The following is a 22,129-nucleotide window of genomic DNA, read 5'->3' as shown; positions in this document are numbered from 1 at the left end:
GTCAGGAACCTCCTCGTTCCGGGCCGGCGGCGCCGGAATCGTCGGGCTGAACGAAGCGGAAGTGCGAACGCTGCCGCTCCATGAATCGGCGCTCGTAGACGCCCTCGATGCGCTTGCCGGCCACCGTGCCGCTGAGCTGCAGCCGGTCGCCGTCGACGCGCGCGGTCACGCGCAGGGGAGCGTCACCCTCCTTCTTGCGGAGCGCGAGCACGTCGCCCTCCATTTCGAGCCCCCACGCGGTGGTGTAGCCGGAGGGCTCCTGCGTCACCACGCTGTCGTACGCAGTGCTCAGCGACTTCAGGGCCGCGTTGGAATCATTGCCGCGCAGGGTGATCGCCACGTTCGACCACGGAGCCGGATCGCGCTGCGCAAGCCCGGCAGGGGCACCGTCGACAGTGAAGGACGTGGCCCGCCAGACCCCGTCGAGTGCGGAGCGCGGGGTGTGGATCACGTAGGTCATGAGCGCACCGCTCGCCGTGAGCACCATCATCAGGATCCCCGCGATGCCGAACTTGAGGACCTGCCCCGTGATCCGGGCCCACGAACGGCTCGCGCCGGCGACCGGGAGCGGCGGCACCGGGGTCGCAGTCGGGCGGTTCAGCGCCGCCCGCAGCAGGTTCGGCGCGTACGGGACGGTGAGGGCGATCGCGATGATCAGCAGCTCGCCCGCGATGATCTTCACGGGCACGTCGTAGAAGAGGTTGAGCAGGAAGACCTGGCCCATCGCGACGATCACGACCAGCGACCCCAGCACCGCGGTGCGCCGCCACAGCAGCAGCACGCCCGCCGTCAGCTCCACCAGGCCGGTGATCACCATGTACGGGACCGACGCGCCCATGAAGCCCCACAGCGTGGAGAACAGGCTGGTGTCGCCCGTGAGCTGCAACTGGTGCGCGGGCAGCGCCATGAAGCCCATCTGGGTGGGGATCACCTTGGCGATGCCGTAGAACAGCATCGACAGCGCCAGCGCGAACCGCGCGAACACGCCGAGCAGTCCCAACAGCGCGCGGTAGTTCGGCCGGTTGCGGTCGAGCGCCGTCCACACCACCACGATCACGAGACCGACCAGGATCCAGCCGAGGTGCATGGACCACTGCCACCGGTTGTCGCCGCCGCCGGAGATGACGATGTCGACGCCCCCGCCGGTGGTGACGAAGCTGCCGATCTGCGCGAGCAGCCACCAGATGCCGGAGAGATTCCACACGACGGCCAGCCCAGCGTTGCCGTACACGGACAGCAGGAGGATGCCGCCGCCGACCACGAACAGCAGGCGGAAGGCCAGCTTCCGCGCGCTCGACCACACGGGCTCCGGCGCGGGCGGCTCGGACGGGGGCGGTGGCCCCGGCAGCGGCGGGGGACCGGGCAGGGGCGGTACCCCCTGCCCGGGATGGTTCGACGGTGCGGACGGGCCCAGCGGGCTCTGGGGGGCGCTCATGCCGTCATCGTAAATCTGGCTCACGACCACTCCTAGTGACAGATGTAACGGGGCTCAGGGGAAGTCGAGGGTCGGCGCGTCCTCGTCGGGGACGGGGTGCGTGAACCGCAGCGGCTCGGAATCCCGCTTCATCGGGCGCCGCTCGTAGGCAGCCACGATCTCGCGGCCGTCGACCCGCCCGCTGATCGTCAGCCGGTCGCGGTCCGGCTGCGTGTACTGCAGCACCGTCTCGGGGCCGGATTTGCTCGGCTTGATCGTGAGCGCGGAGTCGCTGACGTCGAGGAGCCAGGGAGTGACCCGTGCCGCGGAGTCTTGGGTGACGAAGGCGTTGTACGACTCGCCCGCGGCCTCCCACATTCCGCGTCCGCGGTAGGTGATGGCCACGTTGATCCACGCCGGGTCGGTGGCGAGGGCCGCCTCGCGGCCGTCCACCCGGAACGACGTGGCGTGCCACGTACCGTCGACGTCGCCGCGCGTCTCCGAGAGCGCTGACTTCATCATGACCCCGGCGGCGAGGCCGACCCCGGTGATCGCGATGAGGGCGAGCGCGGCCGCCGTCTTCCCCGCACGGCGCAGCCACGACCGGTCGGAACCCGCGGCGGGCCAGATCGCGGGCATCGGTCCGGTCGCACGGCCGAAGCCCGCGCGGACCAGGTTCAGCCACTGCGGCGCGAGCAGGGCGATCGCGATCACCAGGAATTCGAAGCAGAGGAACTTCACCGGCACGTTGTAGAAGCTGTCCATGAGCAGCACCTGCACCATGGAGACGATCGAGCCCAGCGCGCCCAGGATCCAGGTGCGGCGCGAGAGCAGCAGGATGCCGGAGATCAGCTCGACGAGACCGGTGACGATCGAGTAGCCGTCCGAGGCGCCCATGAAGCCCCACAGCATGTTCATCCGGCTGATGTCGCCGGCGGGCTGCAGCGCGTAGGTCGGCAGCTGCATGAAGCCCATCTGCGTGGGGATCGCCTTGCCCAGGCCGTAGAAGATCATGCCGCTCGCCAGCGCGATCCGGCCCACCTGCCAGAGCAGCCCGCCGAGGCTGCGGTAGTCGCCGCGGCCCCGGTCGAGCAACGTCCAGACGGCGGTGATCACGACCGCGACCACGGCCCAGCCGATGTGGTACTGCCAGATGCCCATCGAATCACCCGAGCTGGTGAGCTCGGGGAGCTGCAGCTCGGTGCCGGTGACGAGCGCGCCGAGCCGGGCGAACGGGCCCTGCACCACCGACATCACGGGCGCGAGCTGCAGGCTGCCGAAGACGGAGAGAATGGTCAGGCCGCCGCCCAGGCTGAAGAGCAGGCGGAAGCCGATGAGCTGGGCGGTGGTCCAGCGCGGGGGCTGGGCGTCGGTCGCGGGCGCGGCGGGCGCCTCCACGGTCGGGGTGGTCATGTCCTCGACGCTATTTCCGGACGGTGCCCCGCCACATCCGGGAAAGCCCCCTACCGGACCCTGAGCCGCGGCACCGTCGGGCAGGGATCAGGCCGTTTTGACCTGCGACGGGGCACCCGCGTACTCTGGTCCGCTGGTGTGTGGCGCCGCGCTGCCCTCCGGTCGTAGGACTGGGGTGCGATGCGGAGTCGAGCCCCGGGTCTCCGTTGGTCGCCGGGAGCGCTCTTGCCGCACATGGGACCGGCATCGAACCATCGAGCAGAGGATCTCCTGTGCCTACTTACACCCCGAAGGCGGGTGACGTGACCCGGCAGTGGCACGTCATCGACGCATCCGACGTGGTGCTCGGCCGCCTCGCTGTCGCAGCTGCCACCCTGCTGCGCGGCAAGCACAAGCCGACCTACGCCCCCAACGTTGACGGCGGCGACTACGTCATCATCATCAACGCCGAGAAGGTCGCCCTGTCGGGCGCCAAGCTCACCGACAAGCGGCACTACCGCCACTCGGGCTTCCCGGGCGGCCTGAGCTCGCGCACCATCAGCGAGGTCCTCGGTTCCAAGAACCCGGAGCGCGTGGTGCAGAAGGCTGTTCTGGGCATGATCCCGAAGAACAAGCTGGGCAGCGCCATCGGCGGCAAGCTGAAGGTCTACGCCGGCCCGAACCACCCCCACACCGCGCAGCAGCCGGTTCCCTACGAGATCAAGCAGGTGGCGCAGCAGTGAGCGACACGATCGAGAACAACGAGACCGACGCCGAGGTCGTTCCCAACGAGTACACCTCGGAGACCCCCGAGGCCTCGGCCGAGACCCGCGCCCCCCGTGGCCCCGTCGTCGTCGAGCGTCCCATCCAGACCGTCGGCCGCCGCAAGGAGGCCGTGGTCCGCGTGCGTCTGACCGCCGGCACCGGCAACTTCGTGCTGAACGGCCGCACCATCGAGGACTACTTCCCCAACAAGCTGCACCAGCAGCTGGTGAAGTCCCCGCTGGTCACCGTCGAGCGCCTCGAGTCCTTCGACATCGCCGCCAACCTCACCGGCGGCGGCCCGTCGGGCCAGGCGGGCGCGCTGCGCCTCGCCATCGCCCGCGCGCTGATCGAGGTCTCGCCCGAGGATCGCCCCGCGCTCAAGCGCGCCGGCTTCCTCACGCGTGACCCGCGTGCCGTCGAGCGCAAGAAGTACGGCCTGAAGAAGGCCCGCAAGGCTTCGCAGTACAGCAAGCGCTGATTGCAGGCTCGTCCCAGGGCAGGCACCCGCATTCGTGCGGGCGCCTGCCCTGGTCTCGTTTCCACCTCCTTCGCCGCCGTCATGGCGGTGAGCGCGACCGGCCGCGGGGCCGGTTCGCCTCCTCCCTCTTCTTTCTCTAGCGAGGTATGACCCATGGGGCGTCTGTTCGGGACCGACGGTGTGCGCGGCCTGGCCAACAAGGATCTGACCGCCGACCTGGCGCTGCGCCTGTCCGCCGCAGCCGCGGCGGTGCTCGGTGCACACGACCTCGAGGGCCGGACGAGGCCCTTCGCGGTCGTCGGCTGGGATCCGAGGGCGTCGTCGGAGATGCTGTCGGCCGCGGTCTCCGCGGGCCTGACCAGCGCCGGCGTCGACGTGCTGCTCGTGGGCGTCCTGCCCACGCCCGCCGTCGCCCACCTCGTGGCCGAGTACGACGCCGCGCTCGGCGTGATGATCTCCGCCTCGCACAATCCCATGCCGGACAACGGCATCAAGTTCTTCGCCCGCGGCGGCCACAAGCTGGAGGACGCGCAGGAGGACGCCATCGAGGCGGCCCTCGATGACCCCGCCCCGCCCCGCCCCACGGGTGCCGCGATCGGCCGCGTCAAGCGCGCCTTCGACGCCGTCGACCGCTACGTCGCGCACCTGGAGTCCGCGGTACACGTCCCGCTCGCGGGCCTCAAGGTCGTCGTCGACGCCGCCAACGGTGCCGCCTCGACGGTGGCCGCCAAGGCCTATCGCGACGCGGGCGCCGAGGTGATCGCGATCCACGACGCCCCCGACGGGCTGAACATCAACCGCGACTGCGGCTCGACGCACCTCGAGAGCCTGCGCGCGGCGGTGCTCGCACACGAGGCCGACCTCGGTCTCGGTCACGACGGCGACGCCGACCGCTGCCTCGCGATCGACGCGGCCGGCCGCACCATCGACGGCGACGCGATCATGGCGATCCTCGCGATCGCGATGGACGAGGCGGGCGAGCTCACCGACCACACGCTGGTCGCGACGGTGATGAGCAACCTCGGCCTGCACCTCGCGATGAAGGCCGCGGGCATCACGCTGCGGACCGCCGCGGTGGGCGACCGGTACGTGCTCGAGGAACTGCGTACCGGCGGCTACGCCCTGGGCGGCGAGCAGTCGGGGCACATCGTGCTTCCGGCGCTCGGCACCACGGGCGACGGCGTGCTCACGGGACTCAAGATCATGGAGCGGATGGCGCAGACCGGCTCCTCGCTGGCCGAGCTGGCGTCTGTGCTCACGGTGCTGCCGCAGGTGCTGGTGAACGTGCGCGTGATCGACAAGGCCGCGGCGATGGCCTCGTCGGATCTGGTCGCGGCGCTGGCCGTGGAGGAGGCCGCTCTCGGCGAGGCCGGCCGGATCCTGCTGCGCCCGTCGGGCACGGAGCCGCTGGTCCGCGTGATGGTCGAGGCGCCCACCGAGGAGGTCGCCCGCGGCACCGCGGAGCGCCTCGCGGGTCTCATCTCCTGACGGTGCTGTTCCGGGAACCTACTGTCGAAACGTTTTCATAACCGGTAGCGTGTGGCTATGACCGGTTACGAGGGTGTGCTGTTCGACTTCTCGGGGACGCTGTTCCGGCTGGAGCCGGACCCGGCGTGGTTCGCAGGGCTCAACGACGCGGACGGACGCGAGCTCGACGACGCCGCCCAGCACGAGCTCCTGTACCGGATGACGGTGCCCGTCGGTGTCCCAGTGCCGATGGCGGGCGAGGCGCTGCGTACCTGGCACGCCCGCGATCTCTCCTCCGCGGACCACCGCGGCGCGTACCTGCACGTCCTCGAGCACTCCGGCGTCGCCGAAGAGGGCGAGCGGGAGCGGCTCTACGGCGAGTTCTCGAACCCGCTGAACTGGTCGATCTACCCCGACACCGCCGCCGTGCTCCGCGCCGCGCGCGAGGCCGGCCTGAAGGTGGGCGTGCTCTCCAACATCGGCTACGACATCCGCCCCGCGTTCGAGCGCGAGGGCATCGAGGGCCTCGTCGACGAGTTCGTCCTCTCCTTCGAGGTGGGCCACGCCAAGCCGGACCTCGCCGTCTTCCACGCCGCCACCGCCGCCCTCGGCCTGCCGCCGGAGAGGGTGCTCATGGTCGGCGACAGCGAGGAGGCCGACGGTGCCTCCCGCGCCATCGGCTGCGGCTTCGCGCAGGTCGAGCCCCTCCCCGTCAACGCCCGCCCGTCCGGTCTGCTCGACGCGGTGCGCGCGGCCGGGGCGATCTGAGGAAGAAGAGGAACCGATTCGCCTGCTGGTGCGTCCAATGAGTAAGGGGACGTGTGAGCGAGGGGGATCGCATGGGCACGAAGATCGACGTCGTCGCGGTGTCAACGGCCGGCGGCAGCTATTCGACGGTGGCCGACAACCTCGGCACCGTCGCCGGCCGCCTCCGCGGCTTCACCGCGGAGGCCGGTGACTTCGGGCGGAAGTACCAGGACGACGGTGCCGCCTACGCCGCCACAATGGAGAGCCTCGCGAAGGGCGTCGACACCTGGCAGGTGGCCTCGCGCGCGTGCGGCACCGGGTTGACCACGTCCGCATCGGCGCACAGGACCACCGACGACAGTGGCGCTGCCGCCGTCACGGGGGCCTGATCCGTGGCGGAGCAGACCGTTGACCAGATGCTCGACGCGGGTGCGGATTGCCTGCAGTACTTCAAGGCGATGCTCGACATCGCGAAGTGGTTGTCGCAGAAGATATGGCCCGATTGGCGTGATCACGTGTGCCGCGACTACGACAACGAGCGAGGCATCGATCTCGCATCTCTTCGGGGCGATGCGGTCATGCTGCGGCAGCAGGCCACGGCCGCGCGTCAGGCCGTCACGGACCAGTCCGCGGCGCGTACGAGCGTGCAGACGGCCTGGCCCGACAATGCCGGACGCGCCGCCGTGACGACCCTGGACGCGCAGCAGAGGCGGAGCGAGCCGGTAGCCACGGTCCTCGAGAGGACCGCGGCCGCGGCGGAATCGGTACCGGGCGCGGTCCTGTCCGCGGTGAAGACGAAGACGGACGCGCTCAGCGAGTTCGCTTCGAAGGAAGCGGACGCCGGCGTGTGGGTAGGCGTGATGCGGGTCGCGGGTCTGGTGGTTCCGGGAGTCGTATCGTTTGCCGAACTCAACGCGGGCTCCCGTGAGCGATTCGAAGCGCAACTCGCGCAGGACCTCGCCCGCTTCGACCAGATCAACGCAGCTGCGGTCTCCGCCGTCCAGGCCGCCTACGCGACCGTGCCGGCGGCGGCCAAGGGCATCGATGCGTCGGCGTTCCCGGCCCCGTCCTTCGGCACGATCACGGCGACCACCACGCAGACCACGACGAGCCCGACCACCGCGTCGCCGGTGACCAGCGGCGGAGGCGGCGGCAGCGGGTCGCCCACGACGCCCTCGCCGTCGAGCACGTCGCCGACGTCCACGAGCCCGTCCAGCACGACTCCGACGTCGACCAGCCCGACCAGCCCGAGCACCACCGGCCCCACGACCACCGGCACGACGACCTCGCCCACCACGACGGGCGCGAGTACCGCCCCGTCGAACGCGACGCCCAGCACCGGCACGGGCGCCGGTACCGGTACGGGCAGCGGCACGCCGTCGTGGCTCTCGCAGCTGCTCCCGAAACTCACCGAGGCTCTGAGCGAGAAGGACAAGACCGGCGATGGCAAGGGCACGGACTCGACGGGTGACAAGGGCACTGACAAGGCCGGCGACAGGGGCATGAAGGGCGAGAAGGTCCTGGGCGTCGACGCCCTCGGCCGCACCGTCACCGCCACGCTCAGTCCCGACGGTAAGACTGTGGAGGTCACCGCCAAGAAGCCGGACGGCACGGTCGTCGAGAAGGCCACGCTCAAGGTCGGCGAGGACGGCAAACTCACTGCCGTCAACGCCGAGGACGGCGCGGACAAGGGCGAGGACGGTACGGGCAAGGCCGGCGACGCGAAGCCGGCCGATGCGAAGCCTGCGACGCAGAACGGCAACGGCACCGGGACCGGGACCGGCGCAGCGACCGGTAGCGGCGCAACGCCGGCGGCAGCGTCCCCGTCCGGCACGGGCGGCGGAACCACGCCGGCCCCGTCGACCGGTGGCGGCGCGGCCCCGGCGGCCACGCCGGGCCCCGTCGTACCGGTGGTGCCGGCCGCCCCGGTCAAGCCCAAGAACAACGGCGCGCAGGACACTGCACCCGCGGTGGAGCCGTGCCCGCCCGCCGAATCCGCCGACCAGGGCACCGGCGCCGAATTCGCGGTCAGCGGGAGTTAGGAGAACCGATGAGCAGCACCGACCCGCACCCCGAGGACCACGCCCGCGCGATCCGCATCGCCGGGCGACAGGACCTGCTCGACGAGCTCCTGCGCGTCGCGGGCGTCGCGCCGGAACCGGCCGAGATCACCCGGCCGATCCCGGTGATCGCGCGTGCGGAGCAGTCGGAGTCCTGGCTCAGCGCGGGCTGAGTCAGGACTCGGGTTGAGCGCTGGCCCTCAGGCCAGGCTGCGGAGGCGCTGCAGGGCGCTGGGCTGCTCGGGCTCCGCGTTCGGGTCCCAGACGTACGAGCTGTCGCCCAGGTCGGCGCCGACCTCGGTGAAGACCTTGTACGCCTTGTTCTCGGCGAGCCCGCCGAGCAGGTAGCCCGTCAGGAGCGCACGGACCATCTTCTGCGTCGACTTGTCGGAGCCGCCCGCGCCGAGGGCGCCGCGCAGTGAGATGCCCTCCGCCAGGCCGCCGGGCTCGGCGCCGGGCACGATCCGCAGCTCCGTCGGGCCCGCGTAGCGCAGAGACAGGACGCCGGCGTTCGAGGTCATCGAATGCTCGTTGCCGGGCGCGCCCAGGATCAGCGCGTTCGCATGGGTGCCGGTCGTGGCTTTCTCGGCCTGCGGCGAGGTGGGCGCCGGGAACAATGCGGCGAGCCATTCGACGCGGGAGTCGGCCGCAGCGGCGATGAGCGCCGCCCCGGTGCCCCAGCCGTGGCCGACCACGGCGCGCTTCGTCTTGTTCACGGTGATGGCGCCATCGCCAAGGCGGACCTCGGTGATCACGTCGAGAGCGGTGCCCAGGTCGATCGCGAGGCGACCGTCGGAGGCCAGCACGCCACCCTCCGTGTCCGGCGCGGCAACCACCAGGCCCCAGGAGGCGAGGTGCTCGAGCGTCTTCGAGTAGCGCTTCGACGGCGTGAGCCAGTCGTGGGCGAAGGCCACCGCGGGCAGGTTCGAGCCGATCTCGGGCGTGTAGATCACGCCGGGCAGGCCCGCGACGCCCAGGTCGCCCTTGAGCACGCGGTGCGGGCCCCGGCGCTGCAACTGCTTCACCAGCTTGTTCGCATCCGTCACGCCGCTCACGTTAGCCGATCTGCCGTACCGTGGCGGCGTGCGGCACTTCCACCACCCCGACACCGTGCGCGCGGCCGAGGCGCCCCTCCTCGCCGCCCTGCCCGAGGGCGCACTCATGCGCCGCGCCGCCTACGGCCTCGCGGGCGTGTGCGCGCGCGACCTGATCGATCGCACGGGCGGCACCGCGGGCCGCCGCGTCACGCTGCTCGTCGGCTCCGGCGACAACGGCGGCGACGCGCTCTTCGCCGGCGCCTTCCTCCGCCGCCGCGGCGTCGCCGTGGAGGCTGTGCTGCTCGCCCCCGACCGTGCGCACGCCGCGGGGCTCCGCGCCCTCAAGCGCGCGGGCGGGCGGGTCGTCGCGGTGCCGCGCCGTCCGGACCTGGTGGTCGACGGCATCGTCGGGATCAGCGCGCACGGCGCGCTCCGGCCGGAGGCGGCGGACCTCGTCGCCGGGATCACCGCGCCGATCGTCGCGGCGGACACCCCGTCGGGCGTCGACGTGCGCACGGGCGTCGTCCACGGCCCGGCCGTGACCGCGGCGGTGACTGTCGCCTTCGGTGCTCTCAAGCCCGTCCACGCCCTCGCTCCGGCCCGGTGCGGCCGTGTCGAGCTCGTCGACATCGGTCTCACGCTCGGTGCGGGCGAGCTGCGCGCCTACGACGACGCCGACCTGGCCGCGCTCTGGCCCGTCCCCGGCCCGGCCGACGACAAGTACAGCCTCGGCGTGCTCGGCGTCGTCGCCGGGAGCGATCAGTATCCCGGCGCGGCCGTTCTGGCGACGGGCGCCGCGATCCGCGCGACATCGGGCATGGTCCGCTACGCCGGCACCGCCCGCGAGGTGGTTCTCGCCGCCTGGCCAGAGGTGGTCGCGAGCGATGACGTGGCGGACGCGGGGCGCGTGCAGGCGTGGGCCGTAGGCCCCGGCATGGGGACCGACGGAGCCGCCGCGGACCGTCTGGCCCGGGTCCTCGACCAGGACCTCCCGACGGTGCTCGACGCCGACGCGCTGACCCTGCTCGCCGAGCACCCGGGGCTGCTGTCCGGCCGCACCGCCCCGACGGTGCTGACGCCGCACGCGGGGGAATTCGCGCGGCTCGTGGGTCCCGTCGGCAACGACCGGGTCGCGGCCGTCCGCGAGGCGGCCCGCGAACTCGACGCGACAGTGCTGCTCAAGGGGCACGTCACCGTCATCGCGGCGCCCGACGGCACCGGCGTGGCCGACACCGCGGGCTCGTCCTGGGCCGCGACGCCCGGCTCCGGCGACGTGCTGACCGGACTCGTCGGCAAACTCCTCGCCTCCGGACTCGCTCCGCTCGACGCGGCCGCCTGCGCCGCGCGGGTGCACGGCCTCGCCGCGGACCGCGCCGCCGACGGTGCCCCGACGCACGCCGCAGCGATCAGTGCGGCGGTGCCGGGCGTCCTGGTCGCCCTGCTGCGCGACTAGGCTGAGCAGCGCCATGAAGACATCGATTCCCGTGACCGGGCTGGAGCGGTTGACCGCGCAGATCGACCTGGGCGCGGTCGCGCACAACACGCGGATCGTCGCCGACCACGCGCCGGGGGCCGAGGTGATGGCCGTGCTCAAGGCCGACGCCTACGGGCACGGCGCCCCGCCCGTGGCGCGGGCCGTGCTCGCGGGCGGCGCCACCGAGATCGGCGTGACCACCGTCGACGAGGCCGTCGCGCTGCGCGAGGGCGGCGTCACCGCGCCGCTGCTCAGCTGGCTCAGCACGAGCGGCTTCGAGCGGGCCATCGACGCCGACGTGCGGATCGGCGTCAGCTCGCCGCGCCAGCTGGCCGCCGTCGTGGCCGCCGCGAGGAACGTCGGCCGGCCCGCGACGGTGCACGTCAAGGTCGACACCGGGCTCAGCCGCAACGGGGTCTCCGCCGCGGAGTGGGCCGCCACCCGCGACGCGCTCGTCGAGGCCGAGCGGGCGGGCACGGTCGAACTCCAGGGCGTCTTCACCCACCTCGCGCACGGCGACGAGCCGGAGCACCCGTTCCTCGACGTCCAGCGCGATGCGCTCGCCGCCACCGTCGCCGACGCCCGGGCGCACGGACTGACGCCCACGCAGGTGCACGCCGCGAACTCCGCGGCCGCGCTGACGCGCCCCGACCTGCACTTCGACCTGGTCCGCCCCGGCATCGCCCTCTACGGCGGAGTCCCGGTGCCCGGCAGGGAGTTCGGGCTCCGGCCCGCGATGACCTTCGCCGCGCCCGTCATCCTGATCAAGCGGATCCGCAAGGGCGACGGGGTGAGCTACGGCCACAGCTGGATCGCGCCACGCGACACCGTCGTCGGGTTGATCCCGGCCGGCTACGCGGACGGCGTGTGGCGCCCGCTGAGCGGCCGCATCGAGGTGGCGATCGGAGGCCGGCGCTTCCCGCAGGTCGGCCGGGTCTGCATGGACCAGAGCGTGATCGACCTCGGGCCCGACGGGGGAGGCGTGTCCGAGGGGGACACCGCCGTCCTGTTCGGGGACGCGCCCGGCGCCGACGTCGCCGCCGACTGGGCGGAGAAGGTCGGCACCATCGACTACGAGATCCTCACCGGCGTGCGCGGGCGCGCCGTCCGGACCTACACGGGGGAACTGTGAACGACGATCGCGGCCGCATCCACATCCCCGAGCGCCTGCCCGGCCCCGCCCTGCTCGCCGGCCTCGGAACGGGCGTCGCCGTCGCCGCGCTGACGACGATCGCAGCCGCAGCAAGGGTTCTCGGTGTGCGCGGGGCGGGCGACGACCCCATCTCGCCCGACGACCTGGTGTTCCGGTCCGACCGGGAGTCGATCGTCATGAGCCCCGACGGTGTGCCCCTGCACGTCCGCGAGGTCGGCCCCCGGACGGCGCCGGTCACCGTGCTCTTCGTGCACGGTTTCACGCTGCGGACCGCGTCGTGGGTACTGGTGCGGAACGAGTTGCAGGCCCGCTGGGGCGACGACGTGCGCATGGTCTTCCCCGACTGCCGCGGCCATGGCGACTCCGGCTCCTGCACCCCCGAGCAGAGCACCGTCGCCCTGCTCGGCGACGACGTCGCCAGCGTCCTGCGGGCCCTCGTGCCCGAGGGGCCGGTCGTGCTCGCCGGGCACTCGATGGGCGGCATGGCGATCTGCGCGTTCGCGACCGGACATCCCGAGCTGATCGGCACCCGGGTGGTCGGCGCCTCGCTGCTCGGCACCGCCTCGCACGCCCTGACGGAAGTGGGACTGGCTGCGGCGCTGCGCAACCCGGTGCTCGACATGGTGCGTGCCGCGATCCGATTCCTGCCCTCCGTCGTCGGCCGGGGCCGCGAGGTGATCAAGCCGTTGGCGACGCCCTTCGTCACCGCGGGGGCCTACGCGCCCGGCGATCGGAGCGCGACCATGACGGACTTCTCATCGACCATGAGCCTGTCGGCGCCGCTCGGCACCTACGCGGGCTTCATGCCCGCGCTGGAGGAGTACGACGAGCGAGGCGCGCTCCCGGTGCTGCGCCGCATCGCGACGTCGGTGGTGTGCGGCGACCACGACTGGATGACGCCGCTGCGTAAGTCGAAGGCGCTCGCCGATGAGCTCGATTCCGAGCTGATCGTGCTCTCGGAGACAGGGCACATGCTGATCCTCGAGTCCGCGCCACGGGTGGCGCGGGCGATCGCCGACCTCGTCGCGCGGGCGGTGCCGCAGTGAGCGGAGCCGTGCCGGGCGAGCGCGTCCTGCCCGAGGTCGAGGACACCGAGGCCCTCGGCCGGGAGCTCGCGGGTGAGCTCGCCGCGGGTGACCTCGTCATACTTGACGGTCCGCTCGGCGCTGGGAAGACCGCGCTGACCCGTGGGATCGCCGCCGGACTCGGAGTGACTGGGCGCGTCTCGTCGCCGACGTTCATCATCGCCCGCGAGCATCGTCCGGGGGCGCCGGGCGACCCGGGTCTCGTCCACGTGGACGCCTACCGCCTCGGCGGTCTCGACGAGTTGGATGCGCTCGACCTCGACACCGACCTCGAGGACTGCGTCGTCGTCGTGGAGTGGGGCGAGGGCGTGGCCGAGCGCCTGGCCGACCGGCACCTCATGGTCCGCCTGCGGCGCGCCGAGGGCACCGACATCCGCACCGTCACCTGGGAGTGGGTCGACGGGGCTTGACCCGGCTCGTTCAATCCCTGCCGGCCACAGTGCAGATGCAGGCGTGATTGCCCTGAGCATCGGCGAGCACCCAGAAGCTGGGGGCGTGCGTGCCGGACACCAGCCGGCCGCCCGCCGCGACCGCAGCGTCGATGCGGCCCCGCGCCTCTCTCGGATCGACCCAGACGTCCAGGTGGAAGCGCTGCCGCGGCGTCTCGTGCGGCTCGGTGTGCTGGAACCAGAGGATCGCGTCGGCCCCGTGCGCCCGAATCTCGAGATCGCCGTCGTCGTCCTGGATCTCGGCGCCCAGTACCGCAGACCAGAACGGCGCGATCTCGGCGGCGTCCGCCGTGTCGAGGCCGAGCTCGACCACGGACGACTCCCCGGGATTCGCGGTGATCTCGCGCTCGCGGGCGATCTCGGAGAACCGTGCGGCGAGGGTGCGGTCCCGGTCGGTGACGCCGCCCGCGTCGTGGCTGTAGAGCAGCACGTCCACGGTGCCGTACCGCAGCGTGAGGTCCGGGTGGTGGTTCGCGGCCTCCGCCGCGGCGGCGAACGCGGTGACCAGCTCGAGACCGGCGGCGAAGTCCCGGGTGCGGAACCGGGTGTGCAGGCCGCGGACGAGCGGCGCCCAGTCGGGGAGGGGATCGGTGTTCTCGCTCATGACTCCATGGTGCTCCCCGGCACCGACAAAGTTCGAGCGATCAGTCATGTTCGGCTCTTGCCTGGGAGGAAGCTACCGGGCGGGGAGCGCGGCGATCTCGGTGATCGCCCGCACGACGGCCTGCGGATCGTCGAGGGAGACGAAGGTGCGGGCACCGTCGACCTCGACGAATCGGGTGCCGCCCGGCCGATCGTCCCCGAAGGCCGCAGTGAGCCGGTGGCCCAACTCCGGCGTGAAGCAGCGGTCGGCCATGCCCCAAGCCAGCGTCACCGGTCCGGGGAAATCGCGCATCGCCGCTGAGACCCGCGTCAGGTCCGATGGGTCGATCCCGGCCAGCAGTGTCGCGAGGTCGGCGCGGATCTTCGCGGCGACCTGTGTCGGCCGCACCCAGGACGCGGTCAGGTCCGGGTCGGGATCGGTGACGAGCAGCCCGAAGCCGATCGGCGAGTGCCGCAGCGCGATCGAGCGCAACGTCGCCATCAACGGCCGGATCATCGCGCGGTGCCGCAGCACGGCGAAGAGTGCGGCGAAGGGCTGCGGCGGAAAGGTCTCGAAGGCATCGCAATTCGTCAGTACGACGCGGCCCACCAACTCGGGTCGCTCGCTCAGCAGGTACTGGCAGACCGCGCCGCCGGTGTCGTTGCCGACGAGGGTGCAGCCCTGCAGGCCCTGGTCCTCGATGAAGTCGGCGACCATGCGGGCGACGCCGCGTGGACCGTCAGCGACGGCCTTCGGGCACGCGATGCGATGCGAGCCCAGCGGCCAGGTGGCCGACCAGCAGCGGTGCCCGGCCGCACCGAGCGCGCTCGCGACGCGGTCCCAGAGCTGGAGGTCGACGAGAATGCCGTGCACGAACAGCACGGGCGGATGGTCGGAGGTCTCCGGCCCGTAGACATGGAAGTCGACGGTGCCGGTGGGGAGCGACGCGAGGCTCATGCGGGGACTCCTGACGGCGCGGGTGCGGCACCATCGGTCGCCGGGGCGTCGCGGGTCTCGCGCAGGTAGAGGTACAGGGGGAGAGACAGCGACAGCCCGACGAGGCAGGTCGCCGGGAGCACGAGCCACCAGCGGCGCACGCCGACCCGCTGGGCGTCGGTCGAGGACCAGACGAGGAAGACGACGATCGACAGCAGCACGTCGGCGGTGAAGCCCGACGCCGCTCCGTTGGGGAACAGGCTCGTGACGAACAGGGGGAGGTCGAGGCCCTCGGCGGCGAAGAAGCCGCCGAACTGGGCCCACGGCACCACGGTGCCGATCGCCATCATGGGCAGGTAGAACCACCGCATGGCACACCCTTCGGGGAGTCGGGGGCTAAGGTCGAAGCGAAGTTACGAACACTCGGTATGAAAGTTACGTGCAACCTGTATGGAAGTCAATGGTGAGGATCGGGGCAGCCGCCGGACCCAGGCGGAACGCACCGCCGCGACCCGCGCCGCGCTGATCGCGGCGGCGCGGACGCTGTTCGCCGAGCACGGCTACGCCGGCGTCGGCACCCAGGCGATCGTGGAGGCGGCGGGCGTCACCCGCGGCGCGCTCTACCACCAGTTCGGGGACAAGCGCGGCCTGTTCGAGGCCGTCTTCGACGCGGTGGAGGAGGAGACGATCAGCGGCGCCGCGCAGGCCGTGCTCGCTGCCGGCGACCTCGACCCCGTCGACACCATGCTGCTCGCGGTCGACACCTTCATGGAGGCCATCGCCGCCCCCGGCATCACGCGGATCACGATGATCGACGCCCCCGCGGTGCTCGGCTGGGAGGGCTGGCGCGCTCGCGGCGAGAAGTACGGGCTCGCCGTGATCGAGGGGCTCATCGGGCAGGCCGTCGAGAAGGGGTGGATGGCACCGCAGCCCGTGCGACCGCTCGCGCACGTGATCCTCGGCATGCTCGACGAATCCGCCCTGTACGTCACCCGCGCCGACGACCGGGACACGGCGTTGACCGAGGTCCGGGCGGTGATCGCCCAGTTCGTCCGCGGCCTGATGCGCCCGGAGTGAGTGCCCTCGCGGATTTCGGGCGCACGAAGCCGAGGCGGTAACCTGCAGGTATGTACGTGCTCGCCCTGGACACCGCCACGCCGGCGCTCACGGTGGGCATCGTCGACTCCGAGAGCGGCACCGTGCTCGCCCGCCGCGATCGCACGCATGCGCGTGGCCACGCCGAGGTGCTCGTGCCCTACCTGCTCGAATGTCTCGCCGAGGCCGGGCTCGAGCGCGCCGACCTGGGCGCCGTCATCGTCGGCTGCGGCCCCGGCCCCTTCACGGGTCTGCGGGTCGGCATGGCCACCGCCGCGGCCTTCGGCGACGCGCTCGGCATCGAGGTGCACGGCGTCTGCAGCCTCGACGCCATCGCCGCCGGAGCGCTCATGCGGGGCGAGACCGGCGACGTGGTCGTCGTCACCGACGCGCGGCGCAAGGAGGTCTACTGGGCCCGGTACGCCGACGGTGTCCGCACGGCAGGTCCGGGCGTCATCAAGCCCGCAGAACTGGACGTCGACGGTGCCCGGACCGTCGAGGGATCGCCGACGCCGGCGAGCCTCGTCACGGTCGGCAAGCACCTCCTGGGCACGGATCCGCAGCCGCTCGTCCCGCTGTACCTGCGCCGCCCCGACGCCGTCGAAACGGCTGCGCGTGCCTGAGATCCCGATCGGACCGCTGCGTCCCGACGAGGCCGAGCGCTGCGCCGAACTGGAGACCGTCCTGTTCGTCGGCGACAGCCCCTGGCCCGCCTCTGCGTTCACGCCCGAGCGGCACACCCGTTTCTTCGCCGCCCGTGACGCGAGCGCAGGCGATCGGCTCGTCGGCTACGCCGGAATCGGTCTGCTGGGCAACACTTTCTTCCCCGAGTCCGAGGTGCTCACCATCGGCGTCGACCCCGAGTACCAGGGCAGGGGAGTGGGATACGCGCTCCTGCGCACCCTCCTCGACGAGGCCGAGCGGCACGGCGGCGCCGTCTTCCTCGAGGTGCGCACCGACAACGAGGCCGCCCGGACGCTGTACGAGCGCAACGGATTCGCCACCGTTGGGGTGCGGAAGAACTACTACCGGCCGTCCGGGGCCGACGCGTACACGATGAAGCGGGAAGCGCAGGGACAGCGATGATCGTCATGGGTGTGGAGAGCTCGTGCGACGAGACCGGCGTCGGCATCGTCGACTGGGATCCGGAGTCGAAGACGGCGCGGCTCCTCGCCGACGAAGTCGCCTCCTCCCAGGACGAGCACGCTCGCTACGGCGGGGTGGTGCCCGAGGTCGCCTCGCGCGCCCACCTCGAGGCCATCGTGCCGACGATGCAGCGCGCCCTCGCCACGGCCGGCGTCGACCGGCCCGACGCGCTCGCCGTCACCATCGGGCCCGGCCTCGCAGGCGCGCTGCTCGTGGGCGTCGCAGCCGCGAAAGCCTATGCAGCGGCGTGGGACGTGCCCTTCTACGGCCTCAATCACCTGGGTGGACACGTCGCAGTCGACACCCTCGAGCACGGCCCGATGCCGCCCTGCATCGCGCTGCTCGTCTCCGGCGGACACACGCACCTGCTGCACGTGACCGACCTCGGCGCCCCGATCACGGAGCTCGGGACCACCGTCGACGATGCCGCGGGGGAGGCCTTCGACAAGGTCGCCCGGCTGCTCGGTCTCGGCTACCCCGGCGGACCCGTCATCGACGAGCTGGCGCGCCAGGGTGATCCGCAGGCGATCCGCTTCCCCCGCGCCATGACCCGGCAGCAGGATGCGCGGTACGACTTCTCCTTCAGCGGCCTCAAGACGGCCGTCGCGCGGCACGTCGAGGCCGAGAACGCCGCGGGCCGTCCGCTGAACGTGCCCGACATCGCTGCGTCCTTCCAGGAGGCCGTCGCGGACGTGTTGACCTTCAAGGCGATCCGCGCCGCGCAGGACGTCGGCGTGGAGACGATGGTTCTCGGCGGCGGCGCCACCGCGAACTCGCGCATCCGCTCGCTCGCGCAGGAACGCTGCGACGCCGCGGGCATCGAACTGCGCGTGCCCAAGCCGCGGCTGTGCACCGATAACGGCGTGATGATCGCGGCGCTCGGCGCGCACGTCATCGACGCGGACCCGACGCCCACGGATCTCGGCGCCGCGACCGACCCCGGGCTCTCGGTCACGCTCACGAAGCTGTAGTCGGGAGCCCTCAGGCCTCCCCGGCGCGCGCGGCGAGCGCCGCGTTGAGGGCGGTGAGGCCGGAGATCAGCGCCTCGCGGTCGGTCTCGTCGAGGTCGGCCATGATCGACCCGATGCCGCGCAGCTTGACGTCGCGGTCGCGCTGGAACGCGGCCCGTCCGGCGGCGGTCGCGCGGATGCGTTTCGGGCCGGAGAGGGCGCCGTCGGCCTCGAGGAGTCCGTGCTCGATGGCCTTGTTGACCTGCCGGTTCACGGTGGACTGCTCCAGCTCGAGCTCGGTGGCGATCTCCTTGAGTGTGCTCGGCCCGGCGTAGTCGAGCAGCAGGAGCACGAGGTAGGCCGAGCGGTCGAGGTGCAACTCCATCGACCGCGGGCGCGCCCGCATGTGCCGCCCGAGGGCGTTGATCTCCCGCTCGAGGCGGCGCGCCGCGTCGTCCATGCTTCCTCCCTCGGGATGGATCCGCCGATTCTGTCAGGCCGGCGGAATGTCCGTGTTGCACGGTGCGCGCTCGGGGCATATGGTTGCACAGTTCAACGATATGTATGTTACACACATTCAGTCGTTTTCCCCGTAGAGAGGCGGTCCTCGTGACCAGCACCGTTACCGAGCAGGGCGCGCTCGCGTCGAGCGGCTCCCGCCGGAACCATCCACTCGTGACCGTGATCATCCTGTGCTTCGGCGGTATGGTCGCCGCGCTCATGCAGTCGCTCGTGATCCCGATCCAGCCCGAGCTGCCGCAGCTCCTGAGCACCTCGACGGCGAACGCCTCCTGGGTCATCACCGCCACGCTGCTCGCGGCCGCGGTCGCGATGCCCATCGGCGGCCGCCTCGCCGACATGATCGGCAAGCGCCGCGTCCTCATCCTCAGTGCGGCTCTGCTCGTCGCGGGCTCGCTCGCCGCGGCCCTGTCCGCCGGGCTGCTGCTCATGCTCGTCGGCCGCGTGCTGCAGGGTTTGGCCATGGCCTTCATCCCCGTCGGCATCTCGATGATGCGCGAGGTCACGCCTCCCGCGATGACCGCGACGGCCGTCGCCGCCATGAGCGCGACCCTTGGCGTCGGCGGCGCCATCGGCCTGCCGCTCTCGGCGTGGATCGCGCAGACCTACGACTGGCACATGCTGTTCTGGGTCTCGACCGTGCTCGCCGGGCTCATCCTCGCCGCCGTCCTCTTCGTCCTGCCCGACGGTGCCCCCGGCGTCGGCGGGCGCATCGACGTGATCGGCTCGATCGGCCTCGCCGTCGGTCTGGTCGCGACCCTCGTCGCCGTCTCCAAGGGCAACGACTGGGGCTGGACCTCCGGCACCACCCTCGGTCTCCTCGTCGGCGGTCTCGTCGTGCTCGTCGCGTGGGGCGCCTTCGAACTGCGGCACGATGATCCGCTCGTCGACCTGCGCACCTCCGCGCGACCTCGCGTGCTCATTACCAATATCGCGACCGTGACCATCGGCTTCGGCATGATGGCGATGATGCTCTGCGTCCCGCAGATCATGGAGTACCCCACCGCCACCGGCTTCGGCCTGGGCAAGAGCATGCTCGAGGCGGGCCTGTGGATGATGCCCGGCGGCATCATGATGATGATCTTCGCGCCGGTCTCGAGCATCCTCATCAAGAAGGTCGGTCCCGCCGTGACCCTCGCCATCGGCGCTTTCGTCGTGGCCGGCGGCTACGTGCTCGCCTACTTCCTCATGGACGCCGCCTGGAAGCTCTCGCTCGCGTCGATCGTCGGCACCGTCGGCGTCGCGATCGCCTACGCCGCCATGCCCACGATCATCATGTCCTCGGTGCCGCAGAGCGAGACCGGCGCCGCGATCGGCCTCAACGCCCTGATGCGCTCGCTCGGCACGACGATCTGCTCCGCCGTCGCCGCTGCGATCATCTCCGCCAAGTCGGCGACCATGGCCGGGCACATGATCCCCACGCAGGGCGCTTTCGCGACCATTTTCGTGGTCGCCGCGGTGGCCGCGCTGCTCGCCGGCGTGATCGCGCTGCTGATCCCGAAGCCTCAGGCCGAGGTGGCGTAGCGGCGCACGGTCCGCGAATCGCCCGCACTATAGTGATAGAAATCGCGTGACAACCTATCTAGTCAGATAGTGTGCGGTGATGCGGAGGACAGCTGCGGGTGAGGACGAGTGGGTGCGGACGGACGATGGTGCGCGGTTGCGGGTCCGGCGCGTGGGTGCGCCCGACCGGCCGACGATCGTCCTCGCGCACGGCTGGGCCTGTCGGCTCGAGTACTGGCAGCCGCAGATCGACCTCCTCGCCGATCGCTTCCATGTGATCGCGTACGACCAACGTGGTCACGGTGAGAGCTCGCCGGGGCGACGGTCGATCGACGCCGACGTGCTCGCCGATGACCTCGCGCACGTGATAGACCAGTGCGTCCGCTCGAGGCGCGCCGTCGTGGTCGGTCACAGCATGGGCGGCATCGCGATCCAGGCCTGGTGGCAGCGGCACCCCGATCGCGCCCGCGCGACGTCCTCGGCGGCGGTGCTGGCCAACACCACCTGGGGTGGGCTGGTCCGCGGGACGCGCGTCCTCCCGCTGCTCAATGGTCTTGTCCCTGCGCCGGAAAGGCTGGGGAGATTCGTCTTCGGACTCCCGATCAGACTCCCCGACACGGTGCTGACCCGCGAGGCCGTCCGGCTGCGCGTGATGAATCCCCGGAGTGCCACGCGCGAGCAAGCGGCCTTCGTCACGCGCATCGTCGCGACGTGCGATCCGAAGATCCGGGCACGAACGGCCTTGTCCCTGGCGGATATCGCGCTCGGCCCCGATGCCGCGCGAGCGATCGACGTACCGACATCCGTCATCGTCGGTCGGGTCGACCGGATCACGCCCTCCTGGATGGGGCGCGGCATCGCAGCGGAGGTCGATCGTCGCGGACATCTCGATCGTCTCGTCGAGTTCGACACGGGTCACGCGAGTACGGTGGAGACCCCCGAGGGAGTCGCTGCGGAGATCGCGCGAATGGCAGACCTCTATGGGTGACGGGGCTCGGGTCCGCGCCAGCGCAACGGTGGGGCGCCGAATCGGCGGTGGAAGGCCCGGCTGAACCCGGCCTCCGAGGCGTAGCCTACCGCGCGGCCCACCTCCGCGACCGGGGAATCGGTGTGGCGCAACAGCTCTGCTGCTCGGTCGAGGCGCTGTGCTGTGACGTACGCCGCGGGCGGGACGCCCAGTGAACGCGTGAATCGCGCCGCCAGCGCCGACCGTGACAGGGTGGCGACGCGGGCGAGTTCGTCGATGCTCCAAGGGTGTTCGGGATGCGCGTGCACGGCGGTCAACACCGGTCCGAGCCGCGGGTCCATCGCGGCGGTGAGCCAACCGGGTCCCGAATCGGCCTTCGCCGCCCACTGGCGCAGCGCGTGGATGAAGAGCAGATCGAGGATGCGCGCCGCCATCACGTGGCTGCCCGGGCTGGGCGCGTCGGTCTCGGCAAGGAGCAGCTCCAAGCTGGCGCGCAACCACTGCGCGTCCGGTGCCGCGCCGGAGCAGTGGATGACGGGCGGCAGCACCGCGAGAACAGGGTCGGCGGCGAGGCGATCGGCGGTGAACTCCCCGGTGACCCAGTCCGCGCCCACAGGGCCCGAGAGCACGTGATCGTCGCCCCGGGGGAGCAGCGCCATGTCGGACGGGCCCAGGGCCACCGTCGTGCCGCCGACGCGCACCGTCATCCCGCCGGAGACCGCGAGGTGGACGACGCGCCGCCCGACGACGCGCAGACGGACCGGCCGGCCCGACGAGCCGCGGCGCACCCGGTCGCCGCGCAGGTGCACGGCGCGAAGGAGGGCGCTGAGGGCGTCGGGCGCGTCTTCCGGATGATCGGCAAAGAAAGAGGGTGAATCAGGCATGGTACTTGACCTTAAATCCTTCTAG

Annotated in this window: 25 protein-coding genes; 17 read left to right on the top strand and 8 right to left on the bottom strand. The window is 71.7% G+C overall.

Features of this window, described 5'->3' with window-relative positions; all coding sequences use genetic code 11:
- Position 1 precedes the first annotated feature (1 nt).
- Entirely contained in the window at positions 2-1,435 is a 1,434-nt protein-coding gene (locus tag HNP44_RS00615; protein ID WP_259143938.1) for a hypothetical protein, read from the bottom strand.
- Between the two features lie 54 nt (positions 1,436-1,489).
- The gene (locus tag HNP44_RS00610) at positions 1,490-2,827 is read right to left on the bottom strand and encodes a hypothetical protein (protein WP_259143937.1); all 1,338 of its coding nucleotides are present in this window, start codon (positions 2,825-2,827) and stop codon (positions 1,490-1,492) included.
- 272 nt (positions 2,828-3,099) lie between these two features.
- Here HNP44_RS00610 and rplM point away from each other — a divergent pair, with 272 nt between their 5' ends.
- The 7 genes from rplM (at position 3,100) to HNP44_RS00575 (ending at position 8,496) form a co-directional block, all read left to right on the top strand.
- Positions 3,100-3,549 carry a 50S ribosomal protein L13 gene (gene rplM / locus HNP44_RS00605; protein WP_224651183.1) on the top strand — a complete coding sequence of 150 codons (450 nt, stop codon included), beginning with the start codon at positions 3,100-3,102 and terminating at the stop codon, positions 3,547-3,549.
- Positions 3,546-4,049 carry a 30S ribosomal protein S9 gene (gene rpsI, locus HNP44_RS00600; RefSeq protein ID WP_224651186.1) on the top strand — a complete coding sequence of 168 codons (504 nt, stop codon included), beginning with the start codon at positions 3,546-3,548 and terminating at the stop codon, positions 4,047-4,049. The genes rplM and rpsI overlap by 4 nt, the downstream gene beginning before the upstream one ends.
- Before the next feature lie 153 nt (positions 4,050-4,202).
- Positions 4,203-5,537, top strand: coding sequence for a phosphoglucosamine mutase (gene glmM / locus HNP44_RS00595; RefSeq protein ID WP_259143936.1), 1,335 nt, complete (start codon positions 4,203-4,205; stop codon positions 5,535-5,537).
- A gap of 57 nt (positions 5,538-5,594) precedes the next feature.
- Positions 5,595-6,284 (top strand): HAD family hydrolase, encoded by a 690-nt coding sequence (locus tag HNP44_RS00590; protein WP_259143935.1) that lies wholly within the window; start codon positions 5,595-5,597, stop codon positions 6,282-6,284.
- A gap of 71 nt (positions 6,285-6,355) precedes the next feature.
- Positions 6,356-6,652, top strand: coding sequence for a hypothetical protein (locus tag HNP44_RS00585; protein ID WP_259143934.1), 297 nt, complete (start codon positions 6,356-6,358; stop codon positions 6,650-6,652).
- Between the two features lie 3 nt (positions 6,653-6,655).
- Positions 6,656-8,305, top strand: a complete 1,650-nt coding sequence (locus HNP44_RS00580; protein WP_259143933.1) for a hypothetical protein — start codon at positions 6,656-6,658, stop codon at positions 8,303-8,305.
- Between the two features lie 8 nt (positions 8,306-8,313).
- Positions 8,314-8,496, top strand: coding sequence for a hypothetical protein (locus HNP44_RS00575; protein WP_259143932.1), 183 nt, complete (start codon positions 8,314-8,316; stop codon positions 8,494-8,496).
- A gap of 27 nt (positions 8,497-8,523) precedes the next feature.
- Here HNP44_RS00575 and HNP44_RS00570 read toward each other — a convergent pair whose 3' ends face one another.
- Complete coding sequence (locus tag HNP44_RS00570) at positions 8,524-9,369, bottom strand: hypothetical protein (protein WP_310437648.1); 846 nt, start codon at positions 9,367-9,369, stop codon at positions 8,524-8,526.
- Between the two features lie 37 nt (positions 9,370-9,406).
- Between HNP44_RS00570 and HNP44_RS00565 the strand changes: the two genes are divergently transcribed.
- Genes HNP44_RS00565 through tsaE form a run of 4 tightly spaced genes read left to right on the top strand, consistent with a single transcriptional unit; the run spans position 9,407 to position 13,482 of the window.
- A complete protein-coding gene (locus HNP44_RS00565) occupies positions 9,407-10,813 on the top strand; it encodes an NAD(P)H-hydrate dehydratase (protein ID WP_259143930.1) in 1,407 nt (468 codons plus the stop codon).
- A 13-nt stretch (positions 10,814-10,826) separates the two neighbouring features.
- Positions 10,827-11,966, top strand: a complete 1,140-nt coding sequence (gene alr, locus HNP44_RS00560) for an alanine racemase (protein WP_259143929.1) — start codon at positions 10,827-10,829, stop codon at positions 11,964-11,966.
- Positions 11,963-13,033 (top strand): alpha/beta fold hydrolase, encoded by a 1,071-nt coding sequence (locus tag HNP44_RS00555; RefSeq protein WP_259143928.1) that lies wholly within the window; start codon positions 11,963-11,965, stop codon positions 13,031-13,033. Before alr ends, HNP44_RS00555 begins: the two co-directional genes overlap by 4 nt.
- On the top strand, positions 13,030-13,482 hold the full coding sequence (tsaE, locus tag HNP44_RS00550; protein WP_259143927.1) for a tRNA (adenosine(37)-N6)-threonylcarbamoyltransferase complex ATPase subunit type 1 TsaE: 453 nt from the start codon (positions 13,030-13,032) through the stop codon (positions 13,480-13,482). Before HNP44_RS00555 ends, tsaE begins: the two co-directional genes overlap by 4 nt.
- Before the next feature lie 10 nt (positions 13,483-13,492).
- On the opposite strand, the gene HNP44_RS00545 is transcribed toward tsaE, so the two are convergent.
- The 3 genes from HNP44_RS00545 to HNP44_RS00535 all read right to left on the bottom strand — a co-directional run bounded on the left by HNP44_RS00545 (position 13,493) and on the right by HNP44_RS00535 (position 15,411).
- Positions 13,493-14,125, bottom strand: coding sequence for a 4a-hydroxytetrahydrobiopterin dehydratase (locus HNP44_RS00545; RefSeq protein WP_259143926.1), 633 nt, complete (start codon positions 14,123-14,125; stop codon positions 13,493-13,495).
- 72 nt (positions 14,126-14,197) lie between these two features.
- On the bottom strand, positions 14,198-15,061 hold the full coding sequence (locus tag HNP44_RS00540; protein ID WP_259143925.1) for an alpha/beta fold hydrolase: 864 nt from the start codon (positions 15,059-15,061) through the stop codon (positions 14,198-14,200).
- A complete protein-coding gene (locus tag HNP44_RS00535; protein ID WP_259143923.1) occupies positions 15,058-15,411 on the bottom strand; it encodes a DUF2834 domain-containing protein in 354 nt (117 codons plus the stop codon). The genes HNP44_RS00540 and HNP44_RS00535 overlap by 4 nt, the downstream gene beginning before the upstream one ends.
- A gap of 79 nt (positions 15,412-15,490) precedes the next feature.
- Between HNP44_RS00535 and HNP44_RS00530 the strand changes: the two genes are divergently transcribed.
- Genes HNP44_RS00530 through tsaD form a run of 4 tightly spaced genes read left to right on the top strand, consistent with a single transcriptional unit; the run spans position 15,491 to position 18,252 of the window.
- On the top strand, positions 15,491-16,117 hold the full coding sequence (locus HNP44_RS00530) for a TetR/AcrR family transcriptional regulator (RefSeq protein WP_259143922.1): 627 nt from the start codon (positions 15,491-15,493) through the stop codon (positions 16,115-16,117).
- A 50-nt stretch (positions 16,118-16,167) separates the two neighbouring features.
- A complete protein-coding gene (gene tsaB, locus HNP44_RS00525; protein WP_259143921.1) occupies positions 16,168-16,758 on the top strand; it encodes a tRNA (adenosine(37)-N6)-threonylcarbamoyltransferase complex dimerization subunit type 1 TsaB in 591 nt (196 codons plus the stop codon).
- Positions 16,745-17,221 carry a ribosomal protein S18-alanine N-acetyltransferase gene (rimI, locus tag HNP44_RS00520; protein ID WP_259144260.1) on the top strand — a complete coding sequence of 159 codons (477 nt, stop codon included), beginning with the start codon at positions 16,745-16,747 and terminating at the stop codon, positions 17,219-17,221. Before tsaB ends, rimI begins: the two co-directional genes overlap by 14 nt.
- Complete coding sequence (gene tsaD, locus HNP44_RS00515) at positions 17,218-18,252, top strand: tRNA (adenosine(37)-N6)-threonylcarbamoyltransferase complex transferase subunit TsaD (RefSeq protein ID WP_259143920.1); 1,035 nt, start codon at positions 17,218-17,220, stop codon at positions 18,250-18,252. The genes rimI and tsaD overlap by 4 nt, the downstream gene beginning before the upstream one ends.
- Positions 18,253-18,262: 10 nt before the next feature.
- On the opposite strand, the gene HNP44_RS00510 is transcribed toward tsaD, so the two are convergent.
- Complete coding sequence (locus tag HNP44_RS00510) at positions 18,263-18,691, bottom strand: MarR family winged helix-turn-helix transcriptional regulator (RefSeq protein ID WP_259143919.1); 429 nt, start codon at positions 18,689-18,691, stop codon at positions 18,263-18,265.
- Positions 18,692-18,795: 104 nt separating this feature from the next.
- Between HNP44_RS00510 and HNP44_RS00505 the strand changes: the two genes are divergently transcribed.
- Both HNP44_RS00505 and HNP44_RS00500 read left to right on the top strand, forming a co-directional pair.
- Complete coding sequence (locus HNP44_RS00505; RefSeq protein ID WP_374758713.1) at positions 18,796-20,274, top strand: MFS transporter; 1,479 nt, start codon at positions 18,796-18,798, stop codon at positions 20,272-20,274.
- 79 nt (positions 20,275-20,353) lie between these two features.
- Entirely contained in the window at positions 20,354-21,241 is an 888-nt protein-coding gene (locus HNP44_RS00500) for an alpha/beta fold hydrolase (RefSeq protein WP_259143917.1), read from the top strand.
- Here the strand turns inward: HNP44_RS00500 and HNP44_RS00495 are convergent.
- Positions 21,232-22,104: an AraC family transcriptional regulator gene (locus HNP44_RS00495; RefSeq protein ID WP_259143916.1), complete on the bottom strand. Its 873-nt coding sequence runs from the start codon at positions 22,102-22,104 to the stop codon at positions 21,232-21,234. The two genes, HNP44_RS00500 and HNP44_RS00495, sit on opposite strands and share 10 nt — an antisense overlap.
- Positions 22,105-22,129: the final 25 nt, after the last annotated feature.

This window comes from Tsukamurella ocularis (assembly GCF_024807615.1).
Lineage (GTDB): Bacteria > Actinomycetota > Actinomycetes > Mycobacteriales > Mycobacteriaceae > Tsukamurella > Tsukamurella ocularis.
The sequence above is the reverse complement of the archived record's forward strand: the minus strand, read 5'-3'. Positions and strand labels throughout refer to the sequence as shown.

Excerpts from the sequence above, each read along its gene's own strand:
- tsaB (WP_259143921.1), top strand. The coding sequence starts at position 16,168 with ATGTACGTGCTCGCCCTGGACACCGCCACGCCGGCGCTCACGGTGGGC.
- HNP44_RS00545 (WP_259143926.1), bottom strand. The coding sequence starts at position 14,125 with ATGAGCGAGAACACCGATCCCCTCCCCGACTGGGCGCCGCTCGTCCGC.
- HNP44_RS00510 (WP_259143919.1), bottom strand. The coding sequence starts at position 18,691 with ATGGACGACGCGGCGCGCCGCCTCGAGCGGGAGATCAACGCCCTCGGG.
- HNP44_RS00530 (WP_259143922.1), top strand. The coding sequence starts at position 15,491 with ATGGAAGTCAATGGTGAGGATCGGGGCAGCCGCCGGACCCAGGCGGAA.
- HNP44_RS00500 (WP_259143917.1), top strand. The coding sequence starts at position 20,354 with ATGCGGAGGACAGCTGCGGGTGAGGACGAGTGGGTGCGGACGGACGAT.
- glmM (WP_259143936.1), top strand. The coding sequence starts at position 4,203 with ATGGGGCGTCTGTTCGGGACCGACGGTGTGCGCGGCCTGGCCAACAAG.
- HNP44_RS00615 (WP_259143938.1), bottom strand. The coding sequence starts at position 1,435 with ATGAGCGCCCCCCAGAGCCCGCTGGGCCCGTCCGCACCGTCGAACCAT.
- HNP44_RS00585 (WP_259143934.1), top strand. The coding sequence starts at position 6,356 with ATGGGCACGAAGATCGACGTCGTCGCGGTGTCAACGGCCGGCGGCAGC.
- HNP44_RS00590 (WP_259143935.1), top strand. The coding sequence starts at position 5,595 with ATGACCGGTTACGAGGGTGTGCTGTTCGACTTCTCGGGGACGCTGTTC.
- HNP44_RS00610 (WP_259143937.1), bottom strand. The coding sequence starts at position 2,827 with ATGACCACCCCGACCGTGGAGGCGCCCGCCGCGCCCGCGACCGACGCC.
- tsaD (WP_259143920.1), top strand. The coding sequence starts at position 17,218 with ATGATCGTCATGGGTGTGGAGAGCTCGTGCGACGAGACCGGCGTCGGC.
- HNP44_RS00495 (WP_259143916.1), bottom strand. The coding sequence starts at position 22,104 with ATGCCTGATTCACCCTCTTTCTTTGCCGATCATCCGGAAGACGCGCCC.
- HNP44_RS00535 (WP_259143923.1), bottom strand. The coding sequence starts at position 15,411 with ATGCGGTGGTTCTACCTGCCCATGATGGCGATCGGCACCGTGGTGCCG.
- HNP44_RS00540 (WP_259143925.1), bottom strand. The coding sequence starts at position 15,061 with ATGAGCCTCGCGTCGCTCCCCACCGGCACCGTCGACTTCCATGTCTAC.
- HNP44_RS00505 (WP_374758713.1), top strand. The coding sequence starts at position 18,796 with ATGTTACACACATTCAGTCGTTTTCCCCGTAGAGAGGCGGTCCTCGTG.
- HNP44_RS00575 (WP_259143932.1), top strand. The coding sequence starts at position 8,314 with ATGAGCAGCACCGACCCGCACCCCGAGGACCACGCCCGCGCGATCCGC.
- alr (WP_259143929.1), top strand. The coding sequence starts at position 10,827 with ATGAAGACATCGATTCCCGTGACCGGGCTGGAGCGGTTGACCGCGCAG.